Raw genomic sequence first — 19,951 nt, 5'->3', positions numbered from 1 at the left:
AATAAATGCCATCTTCCTCGATCGACGCCACGACGGTGCAAGCCGACCATGAGCAGGTAAAGACGGGCCGACTGGTGACGTTTGCGATAACTCTCCGACATTGCGTCATCGGTCACCTCTGCCTGTGCGAACGAGGTCCGGTTCAGCCCTGCTCGGACGGTTGACCGGACCGAGCCGTATGATCCTGATCAATGCGACCGATGAATTAACTGAACCTCTACGGGAGGATTCAAGGACATCCGACGGCCGCTTCAAGTCATTCGGCAATGTTACGCATCATGGCGGGTCGTGCCTGCCACGTCATATTGGAAAACCCACGCTCCGGGCCAGCAGCGCCGTTGCGTGAACCGCTTCGAAGACCGTCAATTATCGCCTGACATGGCGACGGTGGCCAGGACGCTTCGAGTGGCGGCGCATGTGGGGCCGGCCCGTCTGCTTCTGCGTGCATCGATCGGTCTGGTTCTTGGAACATGACGGGTAATCGTTTGGTGCCGCCGTTTGAGCGATCGCCTGCGAAAAATTCAAAGTGGCGACGGGTGCCACGGCCAGAATCAGCGAAAGAGCAAATACCTCAATGACTTTCCTCGACATTGCATGTCTCCTTCATCGAATATCCTCTCAGGGCACCGGGGCGTTGACCTTAGTCCCGGCGTCCTGGAACCTTCCCCGCATCAGTCCACGGACGTACCTGTCGGTGCTGACGCCGGTCCGCGCGGGAACCAGCTAGCGACCGCAAGCACTCCCGCTTTTCCCACCAGCCAAACCATATCGCCTCACCTCAATGCTGAGGGAAATCCGTATCGATGACGGTTCCGTCCGCCAACTGGCAACGCCCCTGTCCGCCCCCCGCCATGCCGCTGCCGGGCCGAGCGAGCGTGAACCGACAGCGCATATGCTCGCCCGACGGCTTCTGCAGATTGGCAAACACGCGCGGGGAATAGGTCGTCGACGTTATTTCGTCGGGACCCCACCCGGACCAACCGCGCCAACGGCCGCGCCCCTCCCATCCAAACCAGAGCGGTGACAGCGTATCGGCATGCGTTTCGCGCGTAATCTGGAAATAGGGCCCCTGATAGGTTTCGCCATTGGACAGGGATGCCGTCATCACGCCATGGACGCCATCCTCGGATGACCAGGTGAAAGTCGCTCTAATTGCGCCGCTGCGGGAATACCCCACGCCTGTCCCCGTCGTAGTGCAAGCCGCCGCCAGCAAGGATGCCGCAAGAACTATCGCCGGCCGAACCAACATCGATCGTGGCATGATAAATGCTCCTCATATGCGAGGGTATTGGCGGTTTCTCAGTTCCGCATGAACGGCGATCCCGCGATGGACGCGGGTGGACAATCGCGCGGCGTCACTTCTACCAGTCGCCGCCACTGCACGAAAAAACGTGTGCATGCCACGCTCCTTTGCCGCGAGGATGCGCACATCGACCAAGGCCGCCTATGCGTAATGTTACGAAGGGGGTGCCGCGGGGCAGGAAGTCTACGTATTGGTTGCGTCGCCCGAAGCTCGACATGAACATCACTGGCGAACCCGCGTCTCATGAAGCCTGGCACGGCGCATTCCATACGATGGAACCTTACCCGTGTCGGGACGACGCGACTGAATTGGCACTCCGCCACGTCAGCAGAACTCGGCGTATCGAAGTTAATCGGCGGTGACATCGGGATCGGCGTGAGACGTCGCCATACCTGAGGCAAGCCGGCGGTAGCGGACCTCCCCGGCCATGACCAGAATTTCGCTACGTAACTTCACGAATATCTAGGCAAAAGGTGCACTTTTATCGGTTTTGATCACTCTGTCGGAGGCGGAATCATGAAGAATGTGCTTTTGCTTGTCCACGATGATGCCGGTCAGGAGGCCCGCTACCAGGGCGCGCTCGACGTTACGCGTCAACTCGGGGGACATCTCACATGCGTCGACGTCGCCATGGTGCCAGAACTCATCGGTGATGCCGTTGCCCTGGTCGATGGCGGGGTCATGCTCGCGGAGGAGCGGACCCGGGAAGCGACGAACAAGGCTCGCATGTTGGCACGTCTTGAATCTGAGGGCGTTCCATTCGACTGGATCGATCATGTCGGCTTCGTCCGCGAAACCATCAAAGATCATGCCGGCTTGGCCGATCTGATCGTTCTTAGCGCCGATGCCGAAGGGGAAATATTTCCCTGGATGAAGGAGGTCGTCGGCGATCTCCTTGTGGAACTCGGCAAGCCGGTCCTGATGATGCCGCCGAATGTGCTCAGCTTCAGGCCGCAGGGAAAGGCGATGATCGCCTGGGACGGCTCGGCGGACGCAGCGGCCGCCCTGCAGGCAAGCATCCCAATCCTCCAACATGCGAGTTCCGTCACGCTCGTCTATGCGAACGACAAGTCGCTGAAGGTGCCGCTGGAGGAGGCTGCGTGCTATCTATCCCGGCACGACATTGAACCGCAGATCAAGCAGCTTCCGGTTGGGATCGAGCGGCCTGGCCGGATGCTTTGCGTCGAGGCCGAACTTGGGCGATACGACTATGCGGTGATGGGCGGGTACGGCCATTCACGAACTATCGAGACGATCTTTGGCGGGGTTACCCGGACGATGCTCGAAAAGAGCCGGATACCAATCCTCCTGGTCCATAAACGCTGACACGAATGCCGGCATCGTACGAACTATGTAACGATGCCCACCTTGGAGCGGCCCGCTTCCAAGCGGCGACCGGCGGCCAAGTCGGTGGCACCAAGAGTTTAGCGATATTCGGAACGACTGTGGCGATCCGCAATCGGGGGGTCGTTCCCGGTTGCGCGCGCCATCTCCACGCGTGCAGAATAATGCTGGCGGGGTTCGTATGCCCCGCCACTAACCCCCGGCGATCTCGTCGCGATCACCATATAGTGCTGCTTCTATCAGGCCCCGGATCAACTCAGCCGACGCGTGTCCAAACGAACGGGACAGGGTTTCGAGGGAGCGCCCCAGTTCGCCACGGACACGCTTTTCGAAGGCCGCACGTTCCGGTGTCGAGGCCGGCTCGCCACCCCGGATGCAGCGAACCAACAAAGGGCTGACCATATCTATCATGCACTCTGCAAGGCGTGACGTCTTGCGCTGGCAACCCACGCATTCCCCCGGGTCAAGCCGCGCTCGCATGTTGCCGCTGGGCCAGCCTCGCAAGGCGCCGTTCGGCTTCGGCGATATAGTCGCGCGTGAGCGGAACGGCCTCGCGACTGCGGCTGAGCTGGAGTTGGAAGACCATTAGGCGCCCATTGCGAAAGCCGCACTCGGCGGATGCGAGATAGAATTCCCACATCCGGCAGAACCGCTCGCCCATCAATTCGCACGCTTGCGCGCGATGCGCCTGGAAGCGCTCCCACCAGGCGCGCAGGGTTTCGGCATAATGAAGCCGCAGGATCTCGACATCCGTGATCCACAGCCCGGCGCGCTCGGCCGCGGGCATGACCTGGGACAGCGCCGGAATATATCCGCCGGGGAAGATATAGCGGTCCATCCAGCGGTCCTTGCTGGCGCGAGGATCCGACAGGCCGATCCCGGAGCCGATTGAATGGATGAGAGCGACGCCCTCTTCCTCGAGCAAGGCCGCAATCTTGGCGAAATACGTGTCCAGATTATGCTGGCCGACATGCTCCAGCATGCCCACCGAAACGATCCGGTCGTAGCGTTCCGGCTCATCGCGATAGTCGCGTAGCGCGAACCGTACCTTGTCAGCGACGTTATGGCGCGTGGCACGGGTGTTCGCGGCGGCCAATTGCTCTTTGGAAAGGGTCAGGCCCGTCACCGATGCGCCGCTCTCCTCGGCGATGGTTGTTGCGAGAGCGCCCCAGCCGCTGCCGATGTCGAGCACGCGGCACCCCGGCGCCAGCAGGAGCTTCGCCATGATGTGTCTCATCTTCGCCTGCTGGGCATCTTCCAGGCTTTCCTGGCCTGTCCGAAAATAGGCGCAGGAATAAAGGCGGTCCTTGTCGAGGAAGAGATCGTAGAGTTCGGTTGGAAGGTCGTAATGATGTTCGACATTACGCCGCGCGCGGTGTCGATTGTTTGCCGGCGTCAGCTTGTCGCCCAAGCGAAGCAACTTCGGCAGCAGCCAGTTCGACCGCACGCTGTGCATCGCTTCAAGTCCGGTCGTCGCCACGAGCAGGAAGTCGCGGACATTGCCCTGTTCGACGGTGAGGCGGCCGTCCATATAGGCCTCGCCGGTGGCGAGCATTGGGTCCAGCGCAAGGCGGAGCGGCAGCAGGCGATCATGCAACCGGATCGCGACGCGGGGCCCCGCTCCGCCTGGGCCGAACCGACTTTGTCTCCCGCGCGCGTCGATGATCGTCAATGTGCCGCCTTGGATGAGATCCGGGAGCAGCTTGTCGAGAAGCGGAAGACTTGCCCGGGACCGATCCTTGCCAATCATCGCGACCCTCCAAAATGCGCAGCGCGGCCGGACCCCACGGCTATTGAGATGTTTCCCGGGGGGTATGCCGCGGTCAGATGGTGCGTCTCTACGTAAACTCACTGAGGACTGCGCGTACAATGCCGTGGCGGCGCGACCGCCTATGCCACGAGACTGCCAGCAGGGTCCCCGAATCCATCTTTCGGATAGCGCGATAACGGAATGCGCGGCCGCCAATTTGTACGCCACCGCACCGACACGGGCCGCTTTGCAATCTAGGTCTGTGACACCCATGTGGTGGTGACTGGCTGCCGTTTTGTGGGCGCAGCCGGCTGGGAGAAATCGTTCTCTCGCCCCGTTGTCATGGGGCACCCCTTGGTTGATCATTCAATCTTCGCTTAGCAATCTTCTCCTGCGGGCCTTGAGCGCCTCCGATTTTGCAACTCTGGCGGTTAGCCTGACCAGGGTCGAGTTGCCGCGTCGGTGCGAGTTGGTTCTTCCCAACCAGGTGATCGAGCACTGCTGGTTCCCCGAGGAGGGCATTGCCTCAATCGTGGCCACGTCCTCCGATGACCATGAAGCCGAGGCCGGCGTGGTCGGGCGAGACGGCGTCGTGGACGTGGCGACCGTGCTCGGTATCGGCGCGAGCACGAACTATTGCGTGATCCAGGTTTCCGGCTACGCGCACCGCGTCCCCGCGGATGCGCTAAAAGGGCTTCTAAACGCCAGCGCAGACGCGCGCCGCGTTTTTAACGGTTACGCCTATAGCCTGCTAACCCAGGTATCGAATACCGCGCTCGCAAATGCCACTTACACCGTCGAGCAGCGATTGGCCCGCTGGCTTCTGATATGCAGCGATCGGGTTGGACGCGACGAAATCGCGCTAACGCACGACCTTTTGTCGATCATGCTCAACGTGCGCCGCGCTGGCGTGACCACGACTATCCAGTCGCTAGTGCGCTTGGGCGCATTGACGGTCCGCAGGGGGGTCATCGTCATAACCGACAGAGAAGCGCTCACGCGCCTCGTTCCCGGCGGCTACACTCCGATTTAAGCCTCTGTTGGAACAGCGATCTTCGAATTGGCAGGACATCAGATGTCAAGCGTCAGCTAATCATGTTCGGTTTCGACATAAATAGTTTATCAACATAATCCTGCAGCGATCATTATCTTTAACGCACCGTCTAAATCCGGCGCCTCCAGTTTGCTAACCGCATGGGCACGGAGTAGATTGATCCTGCTTTGAGATAGGCTAAGCTTTGCGGCAACGAAGCTAGGCTCGGCCTCTTCACATAGCGCGACTAGCACCGCGCGTTCGAAGGGCTTGTTCAGGAAATCGATCGCACCAGCCCTCATTGCCCGGGTAGTGAGGTGCGCCTCGGCGTGGCCGGTCATGATGATCACCGGCAGACTGCAGCCTCGGGCGGCAAGCCGGCGCTGCACCTCGAGCCCGTCTGCCCCCGGCATGCGCATGTCGAGAAGGATGCAGCCCCGTTCTAGGTCGTCGATATGCTCAAGCAGATCATCACCCGACTCCCATGGAACCGGATGAAGCCCCGCCGCCTTTAGCATGAAGCCAATCGAGCGACGGATTGCAGGCTCGTCGTCAACCACATGGACTATGCCTGGATGCATCATCGCCTCCACGCTCGGGGCGCCGGAGTACCCGACGGTCTCACTCAAGGCATCGTCATTCTAAAAGGTAAAGTGTGTCAGGCCAAGCGCCTCGTAGATATACTTATATCGAGGCCGCCCGCTTTCCTGAAATGTACGTTATCGTACATATTGCGGACATCGCAGCCACGAATTCCCGAAAACCAAGAGCGCCGCCCAGGAAGGTACCAACATGACGGAAAAACAGCCGTGCGAACCAGAAGTCACGTTCAATCGCGTTCGTGCTGCCCAGGAGCGAGCAAAGGCCGCAGCATCTCTGAACGAGGACCTCCGGGAGCGACATATCGAGCTCGCGGAGATTTTCGAAGCTCGGGCTTCAAAAGACGAGAGCGAGCGCTGAAACGATGCGGTCAGGCCCGCGAGTCACGGTTGCCGTGAATTGGATCGAGGCCAAATAGCTGCCCATTTCCGATAGGGCCACCGAGCGGCCCAGCGAAACGGCCGGTGCACTCTCAACCGATAAAATGCTTTTCGCGATTTCGCTGGGCTGCTTCCGCCGGACGGTCTCGGCCCTTTCGTAACAGCAGCGGAGGATGACAAGCAGGGCTGCCCTGCTCCCCCTTTCGGAGGCGCGCCGACACGCAGGGTTTGTTGGCCATTACAGCGGTTACGCATGTCCCGACGTGTGTAACGTTCGCGCCGGACGAGTCCGTGCCCTTCCTGTCCTGCCGCGTGGCCGGTCAGTCGGAGAGCGGGATGCGGAACCGCAGGCTCTCCCCACCGCCCAGCGACGCCGGCTTGGTAATACGATCGATCAGCTCCCCGCCATTGGCGAGAATGATCTTTTGCGACGCAGCGTTCGCCGGCGCGGCAGTCAGATAGACGTGGCGCAGGCCGATCGTCCGCGCCATCGGGAGCAGCAAACCCAAAGCGCGTGAAGCATAGCCGCGACGGCGCCGCCACGGCACCACCGAATAGCCGATATGGCCGAGCACATACGGCGGGAGCTCGCTGCTCCCCGGCTGCCAGCGAAGCCCGATCGATCCGGCGAATTCGCCGTCCCACATCCAGCGGACCAGGCCGGGCAACCGAGGGACCATGGTCCCGTCGAGCAGTCGCACCGGCGGGCCGCTCCCTTCAGGATCCTGCATCTGCGCGACGAAGCCCGCCGCATCGGCCGCGATCCGCGCAAGCTGCTCTTCGGCGGCGACACGCCCGCGGATATTGTCGGGCGAGTAGCCCGTGGAGAGTGCAGCAATATAACTCGGCAGCATGGTCAATGTCGGCTGTGCCAGCGCGAATTTCCCATCGATCATGGACGGTCTCCGGTCGGAAATTGCCGCTCTCGGAGACGTGACGACCCTGCCGAAAGCGGCGGGGTCGGGAAGGATCAGTGGCTACGCACGCAAACCTTCGCCGCCCCGGATGGGAGCGGATTCTTGGTTTCGGAGCGAGGCCCAAAAGTTGGTCACGATCACGTCGCTATCATCGCCCGCACCCGATTTCCAGAGGAAGCGATCGTGCGTGCTGCCGGTGCGCAATCGTTGCTCATTCCTCTTCTTCGCTCGATGCGCAAAATCATGAGGCAATCTCGCCGGATAGCGCCGGGACGCGACATGGCGCGATCCTCAACCGGATGATCGGATTGCGGTTTCCATTTGCAGCGGCGCGGAATCTATCTGCCGGGTGATCTCATCGAGGACGGCATTCGTGAACCCACCAAGCAGCACTGCGTCGACCGCCGCCGAAGCGATGGAGCCCCCGATCGACAGCCTGCAGGCGCTGCGCACCCGCATGGATCTGGCGCGGGCCAGCCAGCTGACGATGCTCCGGTTTCAACTCGCCCTTCACAAATCGAACCGGCACGTTGCGATGCAGGCGCTCGACGACTTGCTCGATCTCGACGCGGAGATCGAGGGATTGGCGGCGGCCCCGGCAGGTGTCGCTTCGGGCAACGGCCCCTTGTCCGCCTTCATCAGGCACCAGAAGTCCGCGATCGCGACCGAGAAACATGGGCTCGCGGGTGGCGACGCGCGCAGCATCGGCAGACCGGCCGCCGTCGCGCCAGCCGACGAGCCGGCCGATCGTGACGGGCCGGCGGAGCGGGCCTCTGCCGTCGATGCGACGGAATTGGGCGATTTGGAGGTTGCCGCGCCCAGCCCGGCGCCGGTTCATATCGATGCGCGGCAGGGCAGCGATCAAGCGCGGGGGAGGCGCTGGCTCTACGGCCTCGCTTTTGCGACCATGTTCCTTCTCGCCGGCTTCGCGTCGACCGTCATTCTCTGGCCCGCGGCGTTTGCCACCCTGATCGACATTCCCGCGCGGATCGTGGCTGTCGCCTCGCCCGGCAGTGGATAAGGTCAGCGTCATATTATAGACCAATGCGCCATGGCATCTCTCCGGAAGCTTCTCGCGACCCGCAGTGCCGACGCCTTATAATTGCGACGCTTATCCCAATCCCCATAGCGGCAAGACACTGAAACATGGCTTCTTGGGGCATGGCGGCCATGAGCCAGGCAATACAAGTTACGCCGTTTTCAGGCGATTTATATCACTGACATTACTTAAGTATTTCATATAACTTAGCTGCGCGAGACAACCCAAATACAACGAGACTCCCACCTCCAAGCGTAGAATAGATCAATTGCCGCTGCCCATTTTACAAATACTGCTCTTTTGTTTGACTGACAGAGACCGCTTTACGGATCCGCTCGACAAAGGCGTCGAGTCTGCGGGACACCGAGCTGCCGAGATCTTCGTCCCTGAGCTCGACCGTCGCGAGCGGTGACCCTTCGCAATAGTCCGCCATCTCGGCGAGCGCCCCGGAACCACCACGGCCCCCTTCGGTAACGAACAGCGCGGCGCGAGCGATATCCGCACAATGGGTGTTAAGGTAGCGTCGCATCGGCGATGACAGGTGCCCCACCCAAACGGGCGAGCCTAGTATGACGAGATCGTAGTCCGCTGGATTGCGGTTGGTCGCGAGGATTCCAGCCGGCCTTTGCAGCACCGCCTCCCAGGCCGAGCGAATCCAGCCTCTCAACCCTCCGCGCGGGCGTGCGTCGTAAATGCGCTCCGTATCGGCGCCACACCCACGCGCGATGGTCAGCGCGACGTCATGGGTTCGCCCGGTCCGCGAATAATAGACGACCAGAATTCGTGCCATATCGATCCTCGAATCCCCTTCCACGCGAACATGGCGGAAAACTATGGGGCGCTGGATCCGTGAATATCCGTAATCTCCAGTACAGACGGCTCGTGTGACGCCATGCCCCAAGCGCGAGGCCTGGAACCCAGCCGTCATCGGTGCCCGTTTAAACAAATTTACAGAGTTTTGCGAAGGAGTGCCTACAGAATGGCCGCGATGTTCCGGCGGGAAGTATGGTTTTCATCGAGCGAAGCAGCGCGGCGGCGCCTTGTTCCGCCAAATGCCCATGACACTCACCCAACAACCGCTCGACGTAATTATGGGTAAAACTGCCCGGGCCGAACCAGCCTGTTTGCCATCGCGGGAAAAGCAACTCGTCAAAATGGAGAAGAGGCGCCTCATCAATTTCGGTGTGGCGCTCGTCCCGCCGAATGCTCTGCATGACGCAGCCGAGCGATGATCCCTTTCCTTGCAAAAATTGCGCGAAATAAACCGGCGTGGCAATCAGGAATCCCGTAAGGTCGAGTGCCGAGTTCCGCGCGAGTGAAGTAAATTTTATGTCCATAAATTGCTCGACAGCTCCCGCTTCCGGGATCGTACTGCGACTAACATACAACACGGCGTCGACCATTCGCAAATCTATCGCGCGCGCTGCACCGAAAATATTCGTAACGCTACGTAAGTAGCTGTGATTCTATTGATCGCGCTGCATCGCAAAGGATGCATTCGCGAGACTTCTCCGACAGCAAGGCTATGCTTGCGCGCGAAGTGGCGCCTCCGAGCGCTTACGGGACGCTTCGGCGAGCAACGACACCACCTCGGCATCGGTCGTTTGACGAAAATCGATATAGTACAGGCCAACCGCGTAAAAGGGATCGGGTTGGGCAAGGCAGACGATTTCGTCGCAGGCGCTTCGCAATGCCAGCAGGGCGTCGGATGACGCCACCGGCACCGCGAGCACGATCCTGGCTGCACCTGCCTTCTGAACGCCGCGCAGCGCCGCGAGCATGGAGCTTCCGGTGGCAATACCGTCATCGACCAGGATCACCGTTCGCCCGGCGATCGGCACAGGCGCGCGGCTACCAAGATACACCGAGCGGCGGCGCTCGATCTCTGCCAACTGGCGCTGTGCCTCCACGCGGATATAGTCCGGCGAGACCCCGAGTTGGCGTACCGCCTCGTCGTCGAGCACCAACTGCGGATCGGCGCCGTCGACTACCGCGCCAATACCAAACTCCTCCTGCCCGGGCGCGCCGATCTTACGCACGATCAGCAGGTCGAGCTCGGCCTGAAGCGCGTGCGCCACCTCGTAAGCGACCGGAACGCCGCCACGCGGCAGCGCGAGCACGCACGGACGGTCGGAACGGAACCGCTGGAGCGCAGCCGCCAGCGACTTGCCAGCGCTGCGCCTATCAGCGAAGAGTGGCTTGATCGACGATGGCATCGCATGCCTCCTCGAAATGGCTGGAGAACCAGCGCGTCGCATGACCGATCACTGCATCGAGCGCGCCCGGTTCCTCGAACAGATGATGCGCACCCGGAACGATGATCAGCTTGGTTGGGCAATGCAGATGACGCATCGCGGCCCTGTTCAGCGCGATCACCGGAGTGTCGCGACCACCGACGATCAGCAGCGTCGGCGCCTCGACGCGCGCGAGCGCCCGCGCGCCTGCCAGGTCGGGGCGCCCGCCACGCGAGACGATCGCGCGGATGCGACGGTCGGGGCCGGAAGCGGCCAGCAAAGCCGCACCGGCGCCTGTGCTCGCGCCGAAATAGCCGATTGGGAGATGCTTGACCGCAGGCAATCCGGTCAGCCAGTCGACGGCGCCGGCAAGACGCGAGGCGAGAAGCGGAATATCGAAGACATTGGCGCGCTCCTCCTCCTCGTCAGCCATGAGCAGGTCGAGCAGCAACGTCGCGATGCCCGCCTCATGCAGGCGATCGGCGACCTCGTTGTTGCGCGGGCTGAGCCGACCACTCCCGCTGCCATGCGCAAAGACCACGATGCCACTCGGCTGCACGGGGACTGCCAGGAGCGCGGCGAGGCCGTTTGGCGAGACGGCGGTGACTGGGCGCCTGTTGGAGCTATTCACCATCTTACAGCCCGAACGGATAGGTCTCAGGAGCGCCCTGCGGACGTTCCGGTCCGAGGGGTGTCACTGCCGTCGTCACCGCGAACCAGACCCATGCGTCGAATTGCTCGGCCAGCACGGCCTGGAAATAGTGGCTCGTGAGCTCGGTTTCCGGGCGATAGATCACCCCGATCGCACGTTCGAGCAGAGGTCCGCGCAGCAGGTCCGCGAGCAGCGCATGGTCCTTTGCTCGCCACTCCGTCAACGTACGGGCGAGCCCGGTCCGGCTGAAGGCGTGCTCGTAGCTGTCGTTACGCGCTGGGCGCACCGTCTTGACCTCCATCAGCCCGTCCCAGTCGGTTGCCGCGGCGACGGTGCCGGTATCGGTTCCAAAACCGATCGCCACGACGTCGTCACCATGCGCCATCCGGCACAGCTCGCCGATGTTGAACTCGCCACGCCATCCCATCGCGGTCGCAGCGGCGTTGCCGACATGGCTGTTGTGCGCCCACACCACCGCCTTGGCACCGTCGCCCCGGTGCGCGAGCAGGGCCTGCAGGGTGGCGAACATGTGGCGGTCGCGCAAATTCCAACTCTCGGCAGCGCCCCGATACATCGCTCGGTAATATCGCTCGGCGGCACGCACGATCCGCGCGTTCTGAACGGCATCGAACCATCCCTCGCCGTCGGACGCGCGTATCAATTCCACGCGCCGGTCGAGCAGTTCGCGCAGCTGCGCGATGGCACCGCTCTCGCACGTATCGAGGCCATGGAGCACCTCGCGGCCGTAGCGCGCGGGATCTTCCTGCCAAGGTGCGAGGCACGCATAGCGGGCTCGCGCAGCCGACACCCGTTCGGGCGCAACGCGCCTGAGATAGGCGAGAACCGCATGGATCGATTCGCCCAGGCTGTACACGTCGAGGCCATGGAAGGATGCGCGATCGGTCTCGGGCAAAGCGGCATTGTAACCACGCAGCCAGTCGGCGAATGCCAGCACTTCGGCGTTGCGCCACATCCAGGTCGGAAAGCGGACGAACGGATCGCCCAGCCGTGGCCGCGGCGCCTGGTGGCGGACATAATCGTCGATGCGCGCAGCGTCGGGCCAGTCCGCCTCGACCGCGACGATCGAGAAACCATGCCGCTCGATCAGCCGGCGCGTGATGGCGGCGCGGGCGCGATAAAATTCGGATGTGCCATGTGTAGCTTCGCCCAGCAGCACCACGCGGGCATCGGCGAAACGATCGAACGGCGCGGCGAAGGCGTCCCACTCGCTCGGATCGGGCAACGGCTCTGCAAATCGCCGAAGCGCCGCGACCAGCGGATCGGAAAGGTCCGGCGCTTGCGCATCTTTCAAGGCGAATTGGGCCACACCATCCTCCGTCCTCAACCCGAACTCGCTGTTCGGGAACGCATCCGGATCTGAACGCCTGCATCGCGATGCCTGCCACGGCACCGGCCCGTCGTCTTTACGTAGATTCGCGGAAACGCGGCGATGCGTCTCATGCGCTGCCCCAGCTTGCGAGACTTACGACAATCTCGAAGGCGATGAGCAATATGACAGCGATCTCAAGGCGATAGGAACGCTTTTCGATCACGACGTTCAGGAGCACATCGGCCACATCGCCAATCACTTCCAGCTTGCGTTCGATCGCGAGCGACCTTTCGCCCAACTCGAACTCGGCTTCCAGTCGCGTGTAGAGCCGGTCCTGCCGGCGATCGTGTCGAAGGTCTGGGAGATATTGCGGGCCCCGGTTCCGGACAGATCAATGCTGCGGTCGCCATCTTCAGCCGCCTAGTAGATGCCAACATAGTCGACACTGTTGCCGCGCCGCCCTCCTTGCGATGGGCGATCAGCGGACAATATTACGGATTGTTCTCGCAGCCACCGCGACGTTCTACGGTCTGGTCGGGCCGCTGGTCACAACGATGGGTGCGATGGGCGCCAATTGCGCGAACGTCTTGTTCGGCATTGTCTGGCTTAGCGGGTTGACGCTGGCGGTGCGGCAGCGACTGAACGACAAACCACGTGGCCCGGCGGCGACCGTTCCGGAGGTTTGAACGCCCGTCCAGCCAAGTCGAAAGGCCGGTTGTATTTCGACTGCGCATGACGTGGCCGTGGATGTGATACTGCAGGGTTAGTCATAGCGCCTGACGAGGCTCGACCGGACCGTGTAATGTGGTCGCCTCCAACGGCGGTCCGGGAGCCGCATGCGGATCGCACGCCTCCCGGAGGAGGCGTCTGACCTCACCAGGCTCGACAGGGTGAAACTCGCCATAATAGGTTCGTGCGTCGCGGAACGGCCTCGGCTTGCGCAGGCATATTAGCAGATTGCTATAGAGTGCTGCAGTGGCGATGGCCTCGTCCGACGCGATCGGCGTGGCATAGATCAGCGTCTTCGGGCCCGTTCGCCGCAGCCCTGCGACGACGTCATGGATGGTCGCGGGGTCCGCCGCGCCGTCGTCGACCACAATGACCGTTTCGTCATCATCGGGCGGGGCCGTCCGCCATGCGGATGAAGGATCGCCGCTGCCGATCAGGCCGAGCCGCCCGCTCAATTCCCGAGCGACCTCGAAAGCGACCGGGAGCGCGTTGCTGGACAAGGCTAATACGCAGGGCGGCAAGATCACGAAGTGGGCTAATTCGACCGCAAGACTTCGTCCGGCGGCGCGCCGATCGGCAAAGGCGGCATGGTCTGCGCTCATTATGGGCTCCTCAAACACTAGACACCAGGATCGTCGAAGCTACAGAGCCGGCCAATCCGGTAGATTACGAATAAGGCGGGCGCGGGCACGTCGCCGATGACCGGATATGAGCGAGGCTGGGCGCTTGTGACCATTACGTAGCGCCATGATGCCCGTCCCGGCCTATGTCTCTCACAAATGGAGGAGATCATGGGTGCCGCAGTCCGCATCGAACGTGTGCTGGAAAGGCTGGCGACGGAGCTGCCGGGGACGACACGCCGTGAACTGAGTGCGCTGCTTACCCTGGCGAGCGAACGATACCCCGTCCCGGTCGGTGCATTGCCAACGCTGCTTGCCATGGCGCCCGAGGAGATCGAACGCTTCATTGCTCTCGAGGTCGGCTTCCACGCGGATTGTGGGCCGATGATCGAGCTTATCCTGCAGGAGCGCGAGACTTGCGTTCGATTGACCCAGTTCGCGTGCAACATCGTCAACCGGGCGTGGGCGGCAACAATGCAGTCCGACCCATCGTCTGATCCGGCCACGCGATGAGTCGGTTTCGCGTGCGGGCTTAAACCCGCGCCCTGCCTGTTCGGCCCCTGCCCTAACCGCGCAAAAAGGCGTGGCACCAATTGGAAAGATGATGCGAAAATTATTCCTTGGCATTCTGCTTCTACCCATGACCGTCATCGCCAGCGGCCAGGCAGTTCATGTCGTCCTGTTCCCGATGATGAGAGGGGAGATGACTGTCGAAGCGCAGCACCTCACCGAATTGGGTAACCAGGCACGTAACGCCGATGGCATGCCCGACGCATCGAAGCTTTCGGCGGCGGACTGGGCACGCGTCTGGCGGAGCGCAGACAGGCTGAGCAGAGCGGCCTCCGATCTTGCCTCACCTGCACAGATCGATGTTGTGGGATCCCAGGCCAGGATCGAGACCGACGGATCGGCCTGGGCGTCGCCAGCGAACGAGATCAAGCGCTACATTGATCGGGATCGTGGTGGCTTTGCTGATCGCGCACGTGATTTGGGGCATATCGCAGAACAGTTCAAACGCGCGGCCAACACACATGACGCAGGCTTACTGGGTGAGTCTGCAGCCCGGCTCGACGAGGTATGCGAGGCCTGCCATCTGCGCTTCTGGTACCCCGACCCGAAGCCCGTCGAATAAATGCTGGAAGGGCAAATTTCCTTCGATCAACACCAGCACGCGGGCACAGCCGTCGAGGCCAAACCCAACGATCCACTTCGCGTCGCCTGAACGATGGGCCTACCGCCGAACCATTCGTCGGTTAGATGAGTGGCAGGGCGTGGAACATTCGCGATCCACCGTATCCGTCAACCGCCTATCAAGGTAGGTATCCGTTGACCGTCGATCAGATCGCGCGTGACCCCGCCTGCCAGCCTTTCTCGCCAATGCGAATGCCCGTAAGCCCCCGCGACGAGCAGATCGGCCGAGCGGCTGGCCGAAAAGCCTTGGATGACGTCGGCAATGCTGCGTCCTCCAGCAGGGCAGAGGTGCAGATCGACCTCGAAATGGTGGCGCCTAAGATGCGCGGCGATGCGGGCGCCCGCCAGTTCCTCGGCCGCGGCATCGGTCGTCGGTGGATCGACGACCAGCACGTCGACATGCGCTTTGGGCGCGATCACCGAGGGCAGCAAACGCGCCGCGCGCGCAGCGCCAGCCGTCCCGTCCCAAGCGAGGACGGCTCGCGCGAATGGCGCCGCCGTGCCGTCAGCGGGATAGAGCAGGCAAGGACTGCCCGAATGAAAGAGCAGCGCATCGATCACCTTCCGGCGCGTTGCGCTGCTTTGCCAATGCGGATCGGGACCGATCAAGACCAGATCGACCTCATGCCCGGCGGACGCGGCACTTTCGAGCAAACTTGACGCCTCGACATGGATATCGAGAATCGACACCTCTATAGGAGCATTGTCCACCGCGACTTGTAGCGCATGCATCCTGATCTCATGCGCATCATCGCTCTCCCGATCGGGAAAAAGGGGCGCAGCGGGTTGAACGGCGCGGTCAGGAAAAGGCGCTCGGACAGTACAGCGATGGTCAGATACGCCTTGTGAAGCGCAGCTAGAGCGATCGGATAACGCGCCGTGAGATCTGGGTCCGGCGCATCGCCATCAAGCAGAACCATCACATCCCGAATCATGGCAAAGCTCCAGATCCTGCAAAACACGGAGCTACTTCGATCGCTTCGCCAAGTTCATACGCAGTTTTACGGACTCCGTTAGTTACTTGACGGGACCAACGCCCCCCTCCGAGCGAACCCGATCTTGCGTCAGACGCCCGCGCCGAGGCCGTCGATCGAACCACAGCAGGCTTTCCTCCTGACATAGGGCGTGGAACAGATCCGCGGCCCGAAATCGCCTGTCGGAGCGACGCGCCGCGTGAGCGCGCAATCGCAGGGGTCCACCGTAACCACAGTCAGGGTGTGGCCGATAACGCGAGCAAGTATTGCCGTCGCGCCTTTTGGCGATGGTAAAGCGCGTCGCGAGACGTCATTTCCGGCTCAAACTGAGTTCGCGACCTTCGTCCTTCAAGCGCTGCTTTGACTGACGAGGCTGCATCGATCCTGTGCAAAGGCCCGGATTTTGACCGGCGTCAAAGCGATGTCGCCGCTACCGGCAGACAGCGTCAAGCATCTCCATGGAGGTAGACATGGGCATGTCGACGGGCGACCTATATCTCTACGGCGCGCTCGCCAGCGTCGCATTATTCGCGATCATTCTCTGCTACGTTTCGCTCGAAGAGGACTTAAGTCGAGGGGACCGGGATCGAAAATGATGTGGATCAGGACGTACCTTCCAATACGCCCCCCCATTACCACAGCCGCTCTTTCGGCTGTACGTCTGTTTTAGCTTGTGAGGTTGGCGGCGGCCGCCGTCGCGCTGGTGAGGCCATACTTCTCACCCTTGATCCCATCAATTCATACCATCCGCGAGATTTGCGAAATCCGGATCGTCAGCAGATCGAGAACCGCGGCGCCTCCGTGGTCGTCACCCCATGCGAGGCGATGTTTTCGGAGACGCCGCAAGCCTTGCCGGTTCCTCATCGCGTCGTACCTGACCAAGGTTGCTGCTTACGCAGCCAACCCAAAACGGGGTTCAGCTCGATACCGACAAAATCAAATTAGCGAAGCTCGCGCGTGGCTGAACATAAGTAATTATACGAAGATCCACCGACCAAACAGTGGAAACGTCAGATCTCATCACGCTCTGGGATTGACCGTCGCAGGGGGGGCGAGCAGCCCATCCGATCTTTTTAAGTCTGCGCTTCGCCCAATACCCGCGTGCCCGCTCGACGGGCCATGATAGGTAAAGGCCTGGAACGAGCGCGATATCGCTGAACGCACCGCCTGGGCGGTACCCGGCGTCACCAAAGTCGAGGACAAGATCGTCATAGGCTACTGATCCCAGCCCACGTGATTGGAGCCGCCCGTGACCACGGGCAGCTCTTTGCTTTTTCTGATCGGTTGATCGGCCGGACGACCACCGCCATTCTCAGCGAGAGCGACATGCGCTTCCCGGCCCTGTGCATTGCTCCTCACCCGTCTGGGCGCCAGCGCTCTCGTACTGAACCTCAAGCGGGTACCGAGTCAGTCTAGAAACGCGTGCGTAGCGTCAGCCCGTAGAGACGTGGCTCGCCGAGTGCTGCAGTAACGATGCCATAGGTGCTGTTGACGGTCTTGGTATTGAAATAGTCCTTGTTCGTCAGGTTGCGGACCCAGCCCGAGATGTCCCATCGTCCGCCTTGCGCGCGCACGCCGGCGTGCAGACCGAAGAGCGCGTAGCCCGGAACGTAAGAGAAAGGATCGAGGTTGACCGCCGCATAGAAACCGGAGCGATAGCTGCCGTCGCCGCCGATATAGACATCGACCGGCCCGGCATGGCGGACATATTCTGCCGTTCCATTGACCGACCATTTGGGCGCACCCGATGCGGGGCGACCGGAGAGATCCACGAACGCAGCCGATCCCGTCAGCAGATAAGGGGCCTGCGCCCTCTTGTAGCTCACATAATAAGCATCGTTGTAGATGCCCGAAAGCGTCAGGCTGAGCCCGTCGAACGGGGTCGCGCGGGCATCGACCTCGACACCGCGGGAGCGCAGCTTGCCGACATTGGTGATGTACTGGACGTTCGGCGTCACTGTGGTGTTCACGAAATTGGCCTGATAATTATTGTCGTCAGCCCAGAACAGATCGGCGTTGAGCTCGAGATGACCGTTGAGCAGGCGGCTCTTCACACCCACTTCATAATCGTCGACGCGCTCGGGTTTGACGAAGATGCTAACGCCGTTCGATTGCGCGACCAGATTGATGCCGGGCGACTTGTAGCCGCGCGAGTAGCTCGCATAAGCGTGGATATTGTCGCCGAGATCATAGGCCGCGACAGTGTTCCACGACAGATTGTTGGTATTTTTGGAGGCGGAATAGGATCCGGTCGGCGCAAGCACATTGCGTCGTGCGGCGATCGCCGCCTGTTGCGCGAGCGGGAAGCTGTCAAGCGAGGCGTAGGTGCCCGTCGGGAAAGCGTTATAGGATCCGGTCTTGTGCTCGTATGTGAAGCGCAGGCCCCCGGTCAGGCGGAAGCGCGGCGAGATATTCCATGTCGCCTGACTATAAGCGGCATAGCTCCAGGTCTGCGGGATCACCTTCGAATAAGCGCCGAGCCCGTTGAGCGCCGCCTCGGGCAACGCAGATGCGGCGGCTGTTGGCGAGGTCGTATTGGGCGTGGTCAGCCATCCCGACGCATCGGTCGCGTAGAGCGACAGCTGGTCGTCATTCGCCTTCTGCCAGAAATAATAGAGGCCTGCGGTATATTCGATCGTCTTGCCCGCAGGCGAGGTGATGCGGAATTCCTGGCTCACCTGCTGCTGGCGGGTGGTGACGATGCCCTGCGTGGCGATATCGGCGCCGAACTGATCGCCGTCATAATTGGGCAGCCATTTCCAGTTCCGGTATGCCGAGATCGACGTCAGGTTGAACGTGCCGAGATCGAGATCGGCCTGTGCCTGGACGCCCCAACTCGGCATCTTGTCATATTGGCCCGAATTGAGGTCGACCTTGCGCGCGAACGGATCGATCGCGATCGGCACATAGCCTACGTCGGCCGATCGGCGGTAGAAGCCGCGCACTTCAGTGCCGCTGGCGAGCACGGTCGGCAGCACCGCAGCAACGCTCTGGAACCCCATGTCGCCGGTCTGCTTGCTGTAATCGGCGATGATGCGCAGCTTGAAGTTGGTCGTCGGCTTGTAGAGCGCGTCGAACCGCACCGCGTTATTGTTGAAGTTATCCCAATCCTGTTTGTAGACCGTATTGTAGATCAGGCCGTCGCGCGAAGAGTGGAGATAGCTGACGCGCACGGCGACATCGTCGTTCACCTTGGCATCGACGCTCGCATAAGCGCGGATCGCATTGTAATTACCGTAGGAAATCTCGCCGACGACCTCGGGCTCGAAGGTCGGCAGGCGCGTCTTGATATCGACCGCGCCCGCCACCGTATTCTTGCCGAACAAGGTGCCCTGCGGCCCGCGCAGCAACTGAATATTGTCGATATCGACCAGATCGGTGATCACCGATCCGGTGCGCGGGCGGTAGACGCCATCGACATAGAGGCCGACGCCCTGCTCCAGCCCATCATTCGTGCCGCCGGCATTGGTGCCGAGTCCGCGGATCGTGATCGTCTGGTTGCGGCCGCTGAAGCCCTGGATGTTGAGGCTGGGGAATTGCTGGACGACTTGCTTGAGGTTGAAGGCACCCTGCTGGCTGATCGTATCGCCCGACAATGTGGTGATGCCGATCGGCACCTTCTGCGCGCTCTCCTGGCGATATCGCGCGGTGACGACGATCTCGCCGACGCCATCGCCGGACGCATCGGCCGCGGCCGGCGCCGCAGCAGCCGCATCCGCCCCCGCCGCATCCCTGGCAGCCTGCGCCGGTCCGGTCATCGCCAGGAGCGCACCGCCGCAGAGCAATGCCGCCCTCACCTGACGCGCACGGAAAATCGCATTCTGAAAGTTCATCACCACGTCCCTTTTGATTTAA

General features: G+C 61.7%; 19 protein-coding genes. 5 read left to right on the top strand and 14 right to left on the bottom strand.

The window, feature by feature from the left end; translation table 11 throughout:
* Positions 1 to 778 precede the first annotated feature (778 nt).
* On the bottom strand, positions 779 to 1,105 hold the full coding sequence (locus AB4Z44_RS03155; RefSeq protein ID WP_404714336.1) for a hypothetical protein: 327 nt from the start codon (positions 1,103 to 1,105) through the stop codon (positions 779 to 781).
* A gap of 714 nt (positions 1,106 to 1,819) precedes the next feature.
* On the opposite strand from AB4Z44_RS03155, the gene AB4Z44_RS03150 reads away from it, so the two are divergent.
* A complete protein-coding gene (locus tag AB4Z44_RS03150) occupies positions 1,820 to 2,629 on the top strand; it encodes a universal stress protein (RefSeq protein ID WP_404712630.1) in 810 nt (269 codons plus the stop codon).
* A 481-nt stretch (positions 2,630 to 3,110) separates the two neighbouring features.
* On the opposite strand, the gene AB4Z44_RS03145 is transcribed toward AB4Z44_RS03150, so the two are convergent.
* Entirely contained in the window at positions 3,111 to 4,517 is a 1,407-nt protein-coding gene (locus tag AB4Z44_RS03145) for a class I SAM-dependent methyltransferase (protein ID WP_404712629.1), read from the bottom strand.
* A 238-nt stretch (positions 4,518 to 4,755) separates the two neighbouring features.
* Between AB4Z44_RS03145 and AB4Z44_RS03140 the strand changes: the two genes are divergently transcribed.
* Positions 4,756 to 5,430 (top strand): Crp/Fnr family transcriptional regulator, encoded by a 675-nt coding sequence (locus tag AB4Z44_RS03140; protein WP_404712628.1) that lies wholly within the window; start codon positions 4,756 to 4,758, stop codon positions 5,428 to 5,430.
* An 89-nt stretch (positions 5,431 to 5,519) separates the two neighbouring features.
* Here AB4Z44_RS03140 and AB4Z44_RS03135 read toward each other — a convergent pair whose 3' ends face one another.
* Positions 5,520 to 6,059 (bottom strand): response regulator transcription factor, encoded by a 540-nt coding sequence (locus AB4Z44_RS03135; RefSeq protein ID WP_404712627.1) that lies wholly within the window; start codon positions 6,057 to 6,059, stop codon positions 5,520 to 5,522.
* 671 nt (positions 6,060 to 6,730) lie between these two features.
* Positions 6,731 to 7,306, bottom strand: a complete 576-nt coding sequence (locus AB4Z44_RS03130) for a GNAT family N-acetyltransferase (protein WP_404712626.1) — start codon at positions 7,304 to 7,306, stop codon at positions 6,731 to 6,733.
* A 394-nt stretch (positions 7,307 to 7,700) separates the two neighbouring features.
* Here AB4Z44_RS03130 and AB4Z44_RS03125 point away from each other — a divergent pair, with 394 nt between their 5' ends.
* Positions 7,701 to 8,348 carry a hypothetical protein gene (locus AB4Z44_RS03125; RefSeq protein WP_404712625.1) on the top strand — a complete coding sequence of 216 codons (648 nt, stop codon included), beginning with the start codon at positions 7,701 to 7,703 and terminating at the stop codon, positions 8,346 to 8,348.
* A gap of 301 nt (positions 8,349 to 8,649) precedes the next feature.
* Here AB4Z44_RS03125 and AB4Z44_RS03120 read toward each other — a convergent pair whose 3' ends face one another.
* From AB4Z44_RS03120 to AB4Z44_RS03090, 7 genes are all read right to left on the bottom strand, one after another.
* Positions 8,650 to 9,156 (bottom strand): flavodoxin family protein, encoded by a 507-nt coding sequence (locus AB4Z44_RS03120; protein ID WP_404712624.1) that lies wholly within the window; start codon positions 9,154 to 9,156, stop codon positions 8,650 to 8,652.
* A 148-nt stretch (positions 9,157 to 9,304) separates the two neighbouring features.
* A complete protein-coding gene (locus AB4Z44_RS03115) occupies positions 9,305 to 9,769 on the bottom strand; it encodes a BLUF domain-containing protein (RefSeq protein WP_404712623.1) in 465 nt (154 codons plus the stop codon).
* A gap of 120 nt (positions 9,770 to 9,889) precedes the next feature.
* A complete protein-coding gene (locus AB4Z44_RS03110) occupies positions 9,890 to 10,582 on the bottom strand; it encodes a phosphoribosyltransferase (protein WP_404712622.1) in 693 nt (230 codons plus the stop codon).
* A complete protein-coding gene (locus AB4Z44_RS03105; RefSeq protein WP_404712621.1) occupies positions 10,551 to 11,234 on the bottom strand; it encodes a dienelactone hydrolase family protein in 684 nt (227 codons plus the stop codon). Before AB4Z44_RS03105 ends, AB4Z44_RS03110 begins: the two co-directional genes overlap by 32 nt.
* A 1-nt stretch (position 11,235) precedes the next feature.
* On the bottom strand, positions 11,236 to 12,579 hold the full coding sequence (locus AB4Z44_RS03100) for an erythromycin esterase family protein (RefSeq protein ID WP_404712620.1): 1,344 nt from the start codon (positions 12,577 to 12,579) through the stop codon (positions 11,236 to 11,238).
* A 130-nt stretch (positions 12,580 to 12,709) separates the two neighbouring features.
* Entirely contained in the window at positions 12,710 to 12,880 is a 171-nt protein-coding gene (locus AB4Z44_RS03095; RefSeq protein ID WP_404712619.1) for a hypothetical protein, read from the bottom strand.
* A gap of 469 nt (positions 12,881 to 13,349) precedes the next feature.
* Positions 13,350 to 13,913: a hypothetical protein gene (locus AB4Z44_RS03090; RefSeq protein WP_404712618.1), complete on the bottom strand. Its 564-nt coding sequence runs from the start codon at positions 13,911 to 13,913 to the stop codon at positions 13,350 to 13,352.
* Positions 13,914 to 14,102: 189 nt separating this feature from the next.
* On the opposite strand from AB4Z44_RS03090, the gene AB4Z44_RS03085 reads away from it, so the two are divergent.
* A complete protein-coding gene (locus AB4Z44_RS03085; RefSeq protein ID WP_404712617.1) occupies positions 14,103 to 14,444 on the top strand; it encodes a hypothetical protein in 342 nt (113 codons plus the stop codon).
* Between the two features lie 127 nt (positions 14,445 to 14,571).
* The gene (locus AB4Z44_RS03080) at positions 14,572 to 15,063 is read left to right on the top strand and encodes a hypothetical protein (RefSeq protein WP_404712616.1); all 492 of its coding nucleotides are present in this window, start codon (positions 14,572 to 14,574) and stop codon (positions 15,061 to 15,063) included.
* A 167-nt stretch (positions 15,064 to 15,230) separates the two neighbouring features.
* On the opposite strand, the gene AB4Z44_RS03075 is transcribed toward AB4Z44_RS03080, so the two are convergent.
* The 3 genes from AB4Z44_RS03075 to AB4Z44_RS03065 form a co-directional block, all read right to left on the bottom strand.
* Positions 15,231 to 15,854, bottom strand: coding sequence for a hypothetical protein (locus tag AB4Z44_RS03075; RefSeq protein WP_404712615.1), 624 nt, complete (start codon positions 15,852 to 15,854; stop codon positions 15,231 to 15,233).
* Positions 15,815 to 16,057 (bottom strand): hypothetical protein, encoded by a 243-nt coding sequence (locus AB4Z44_RS03070; RefSeq protein WP_404712614.1) that lies wholly within the window; start codon positions 16,055 to 16,057, stop codon positions 15,815 to 15,817. The genes AB4Z44_RS03075 and AB4Z44_RS03070 overlap by 40 nt, the downstream gene beginning before the upstream one ends.
* 1,451 nt (positions 16,058 to 17,508) lie before the next feature.
* The gene (locus AB4Z44_RS03065) at positions 17,509 to 19,929 is read right to left on the bottom strand and encodes a TonB-dependent receptor (protein ID WP_404712613.1); all 2,421 of its coding nucleotides are present in this window, start codon (positions 19,927 to 19,929) and stop codon (positions 17,509 to 17,511) included.
* Positions 19,930 to 19,951 lie beyond the last annotated feature (22 nt).

This window comes from Sphingomonas sp. MMS24-J13 (genome assembly GCF_044905095.1).
Lineage (GTDB): Bacteria > Pseudomonadota > Alphaproteobacteria > Sphingomonadales > Sphingomonadaceae > Sphingomonas_I.
Note: the sequence above shows the minus strand (reverse complement) of the source record. Positions and strands in the feature narration are given on the sequence as shown.

Excerpts from the sequence above, each read along its gene's own strand:
- AB4Z44_RS03155 (WP_404714336.1), bottom strand. The coding sequence starts at position 1,105 with ATGACGGCATCCCTGTCCAATGGCGAAACCTATCAGGGGCCCTATTTC.
- AB4Z44_RS03150 (WP_404712630.1), top strand. The coding sequence starts at position 1,820 with ATGAAGAATGTGCTTTTGCTTGTCCACGATGATGCCGGTCAGGAGGCC.
- AB4Z44_RS03130 (WP_404712626.1), bottom strand. The coding sequence starts at position 7,306 with ATGATCGATGGGAAATTCGCGCTGGCACAGCCGACATTGACCATGCTG.
- AB4Z44_RS03120 (WP_404712624.1), bottom strand. The coding sequence starts at position 9,156 with ATGGCACGAATTCTGGTCGTCTATTATTCGCGGACCGGGCGAACCCAT.
- AB4Z44_RS03115 (WP_404712623.1), bottom strand. The coding sequence starts at position 9,769 with ATGGTCGACGCCGTGTTGTATGTTAGTCGCAGTACGATCCCGGAAGCG.
- AB4Z44_RS03110 (WP_404712622.1), bottom strand. The coding sequence starts at position 10,582 with ATGCCATCGTCGATCAAGCCACTCTTCGCTGATAGGCGCAGCGCTGGC.
- AB4Z44_RS03105 (WP_404712621.1), bottom strand. The coding sequence starts at position 11,234 with ATGGTGAATAGCTCCAACAGGCGCCCAGTCACCGCCGTCTCGCCAAAC.
- AB4Z44_RS03090 (WP_404712618.1), bottom strand. The coding sequence starts at position 13,913 with ATGAGCGCAGACCATGCCGCCTTTGCCGATCGGCGCGCCGCCGGACGA.
- AB4Z44_RS03085 (WP_404712617.1), top strand. The coding sequence starts at position 14,103 with ATGGGTGCCGCAGTCCGCATCGAACGTGTGCTGGAAAGGCTGGCGACG.
- AB4Z44_RS03080 (WP_404712616.1), top strand. The coding sequence starts at position 14,572 with ATGACCGTCATCGCCAGCGGCCAGGCAGTTCATGTCGTCCTGTTCCCG.
- AB4Z44_RS03075 (WP_404712615.1), bottom strand. The coding sequence starts at position 15,854 with ATGCATGCGCTACAAGTCGCGGTGGACAATGCTCCTATAGAGGTGTCG.
- AB4Z44_RS03070 (WP_404712614.1), bottom strand. The coding sequence starts at position 16,057 with ATGATTCGGGATGTGATGGTTCTGCTTGATGGCGATGCGCCGGACCCA.
- AB4Z44_RS03065 (WP_404712613.1), bottom strand. The coding sequence starts at position 19,929 with ATGAACTTTCAGAATGCGATTTTCCGTGCGCGTCAGGTGAGGGCGGCA.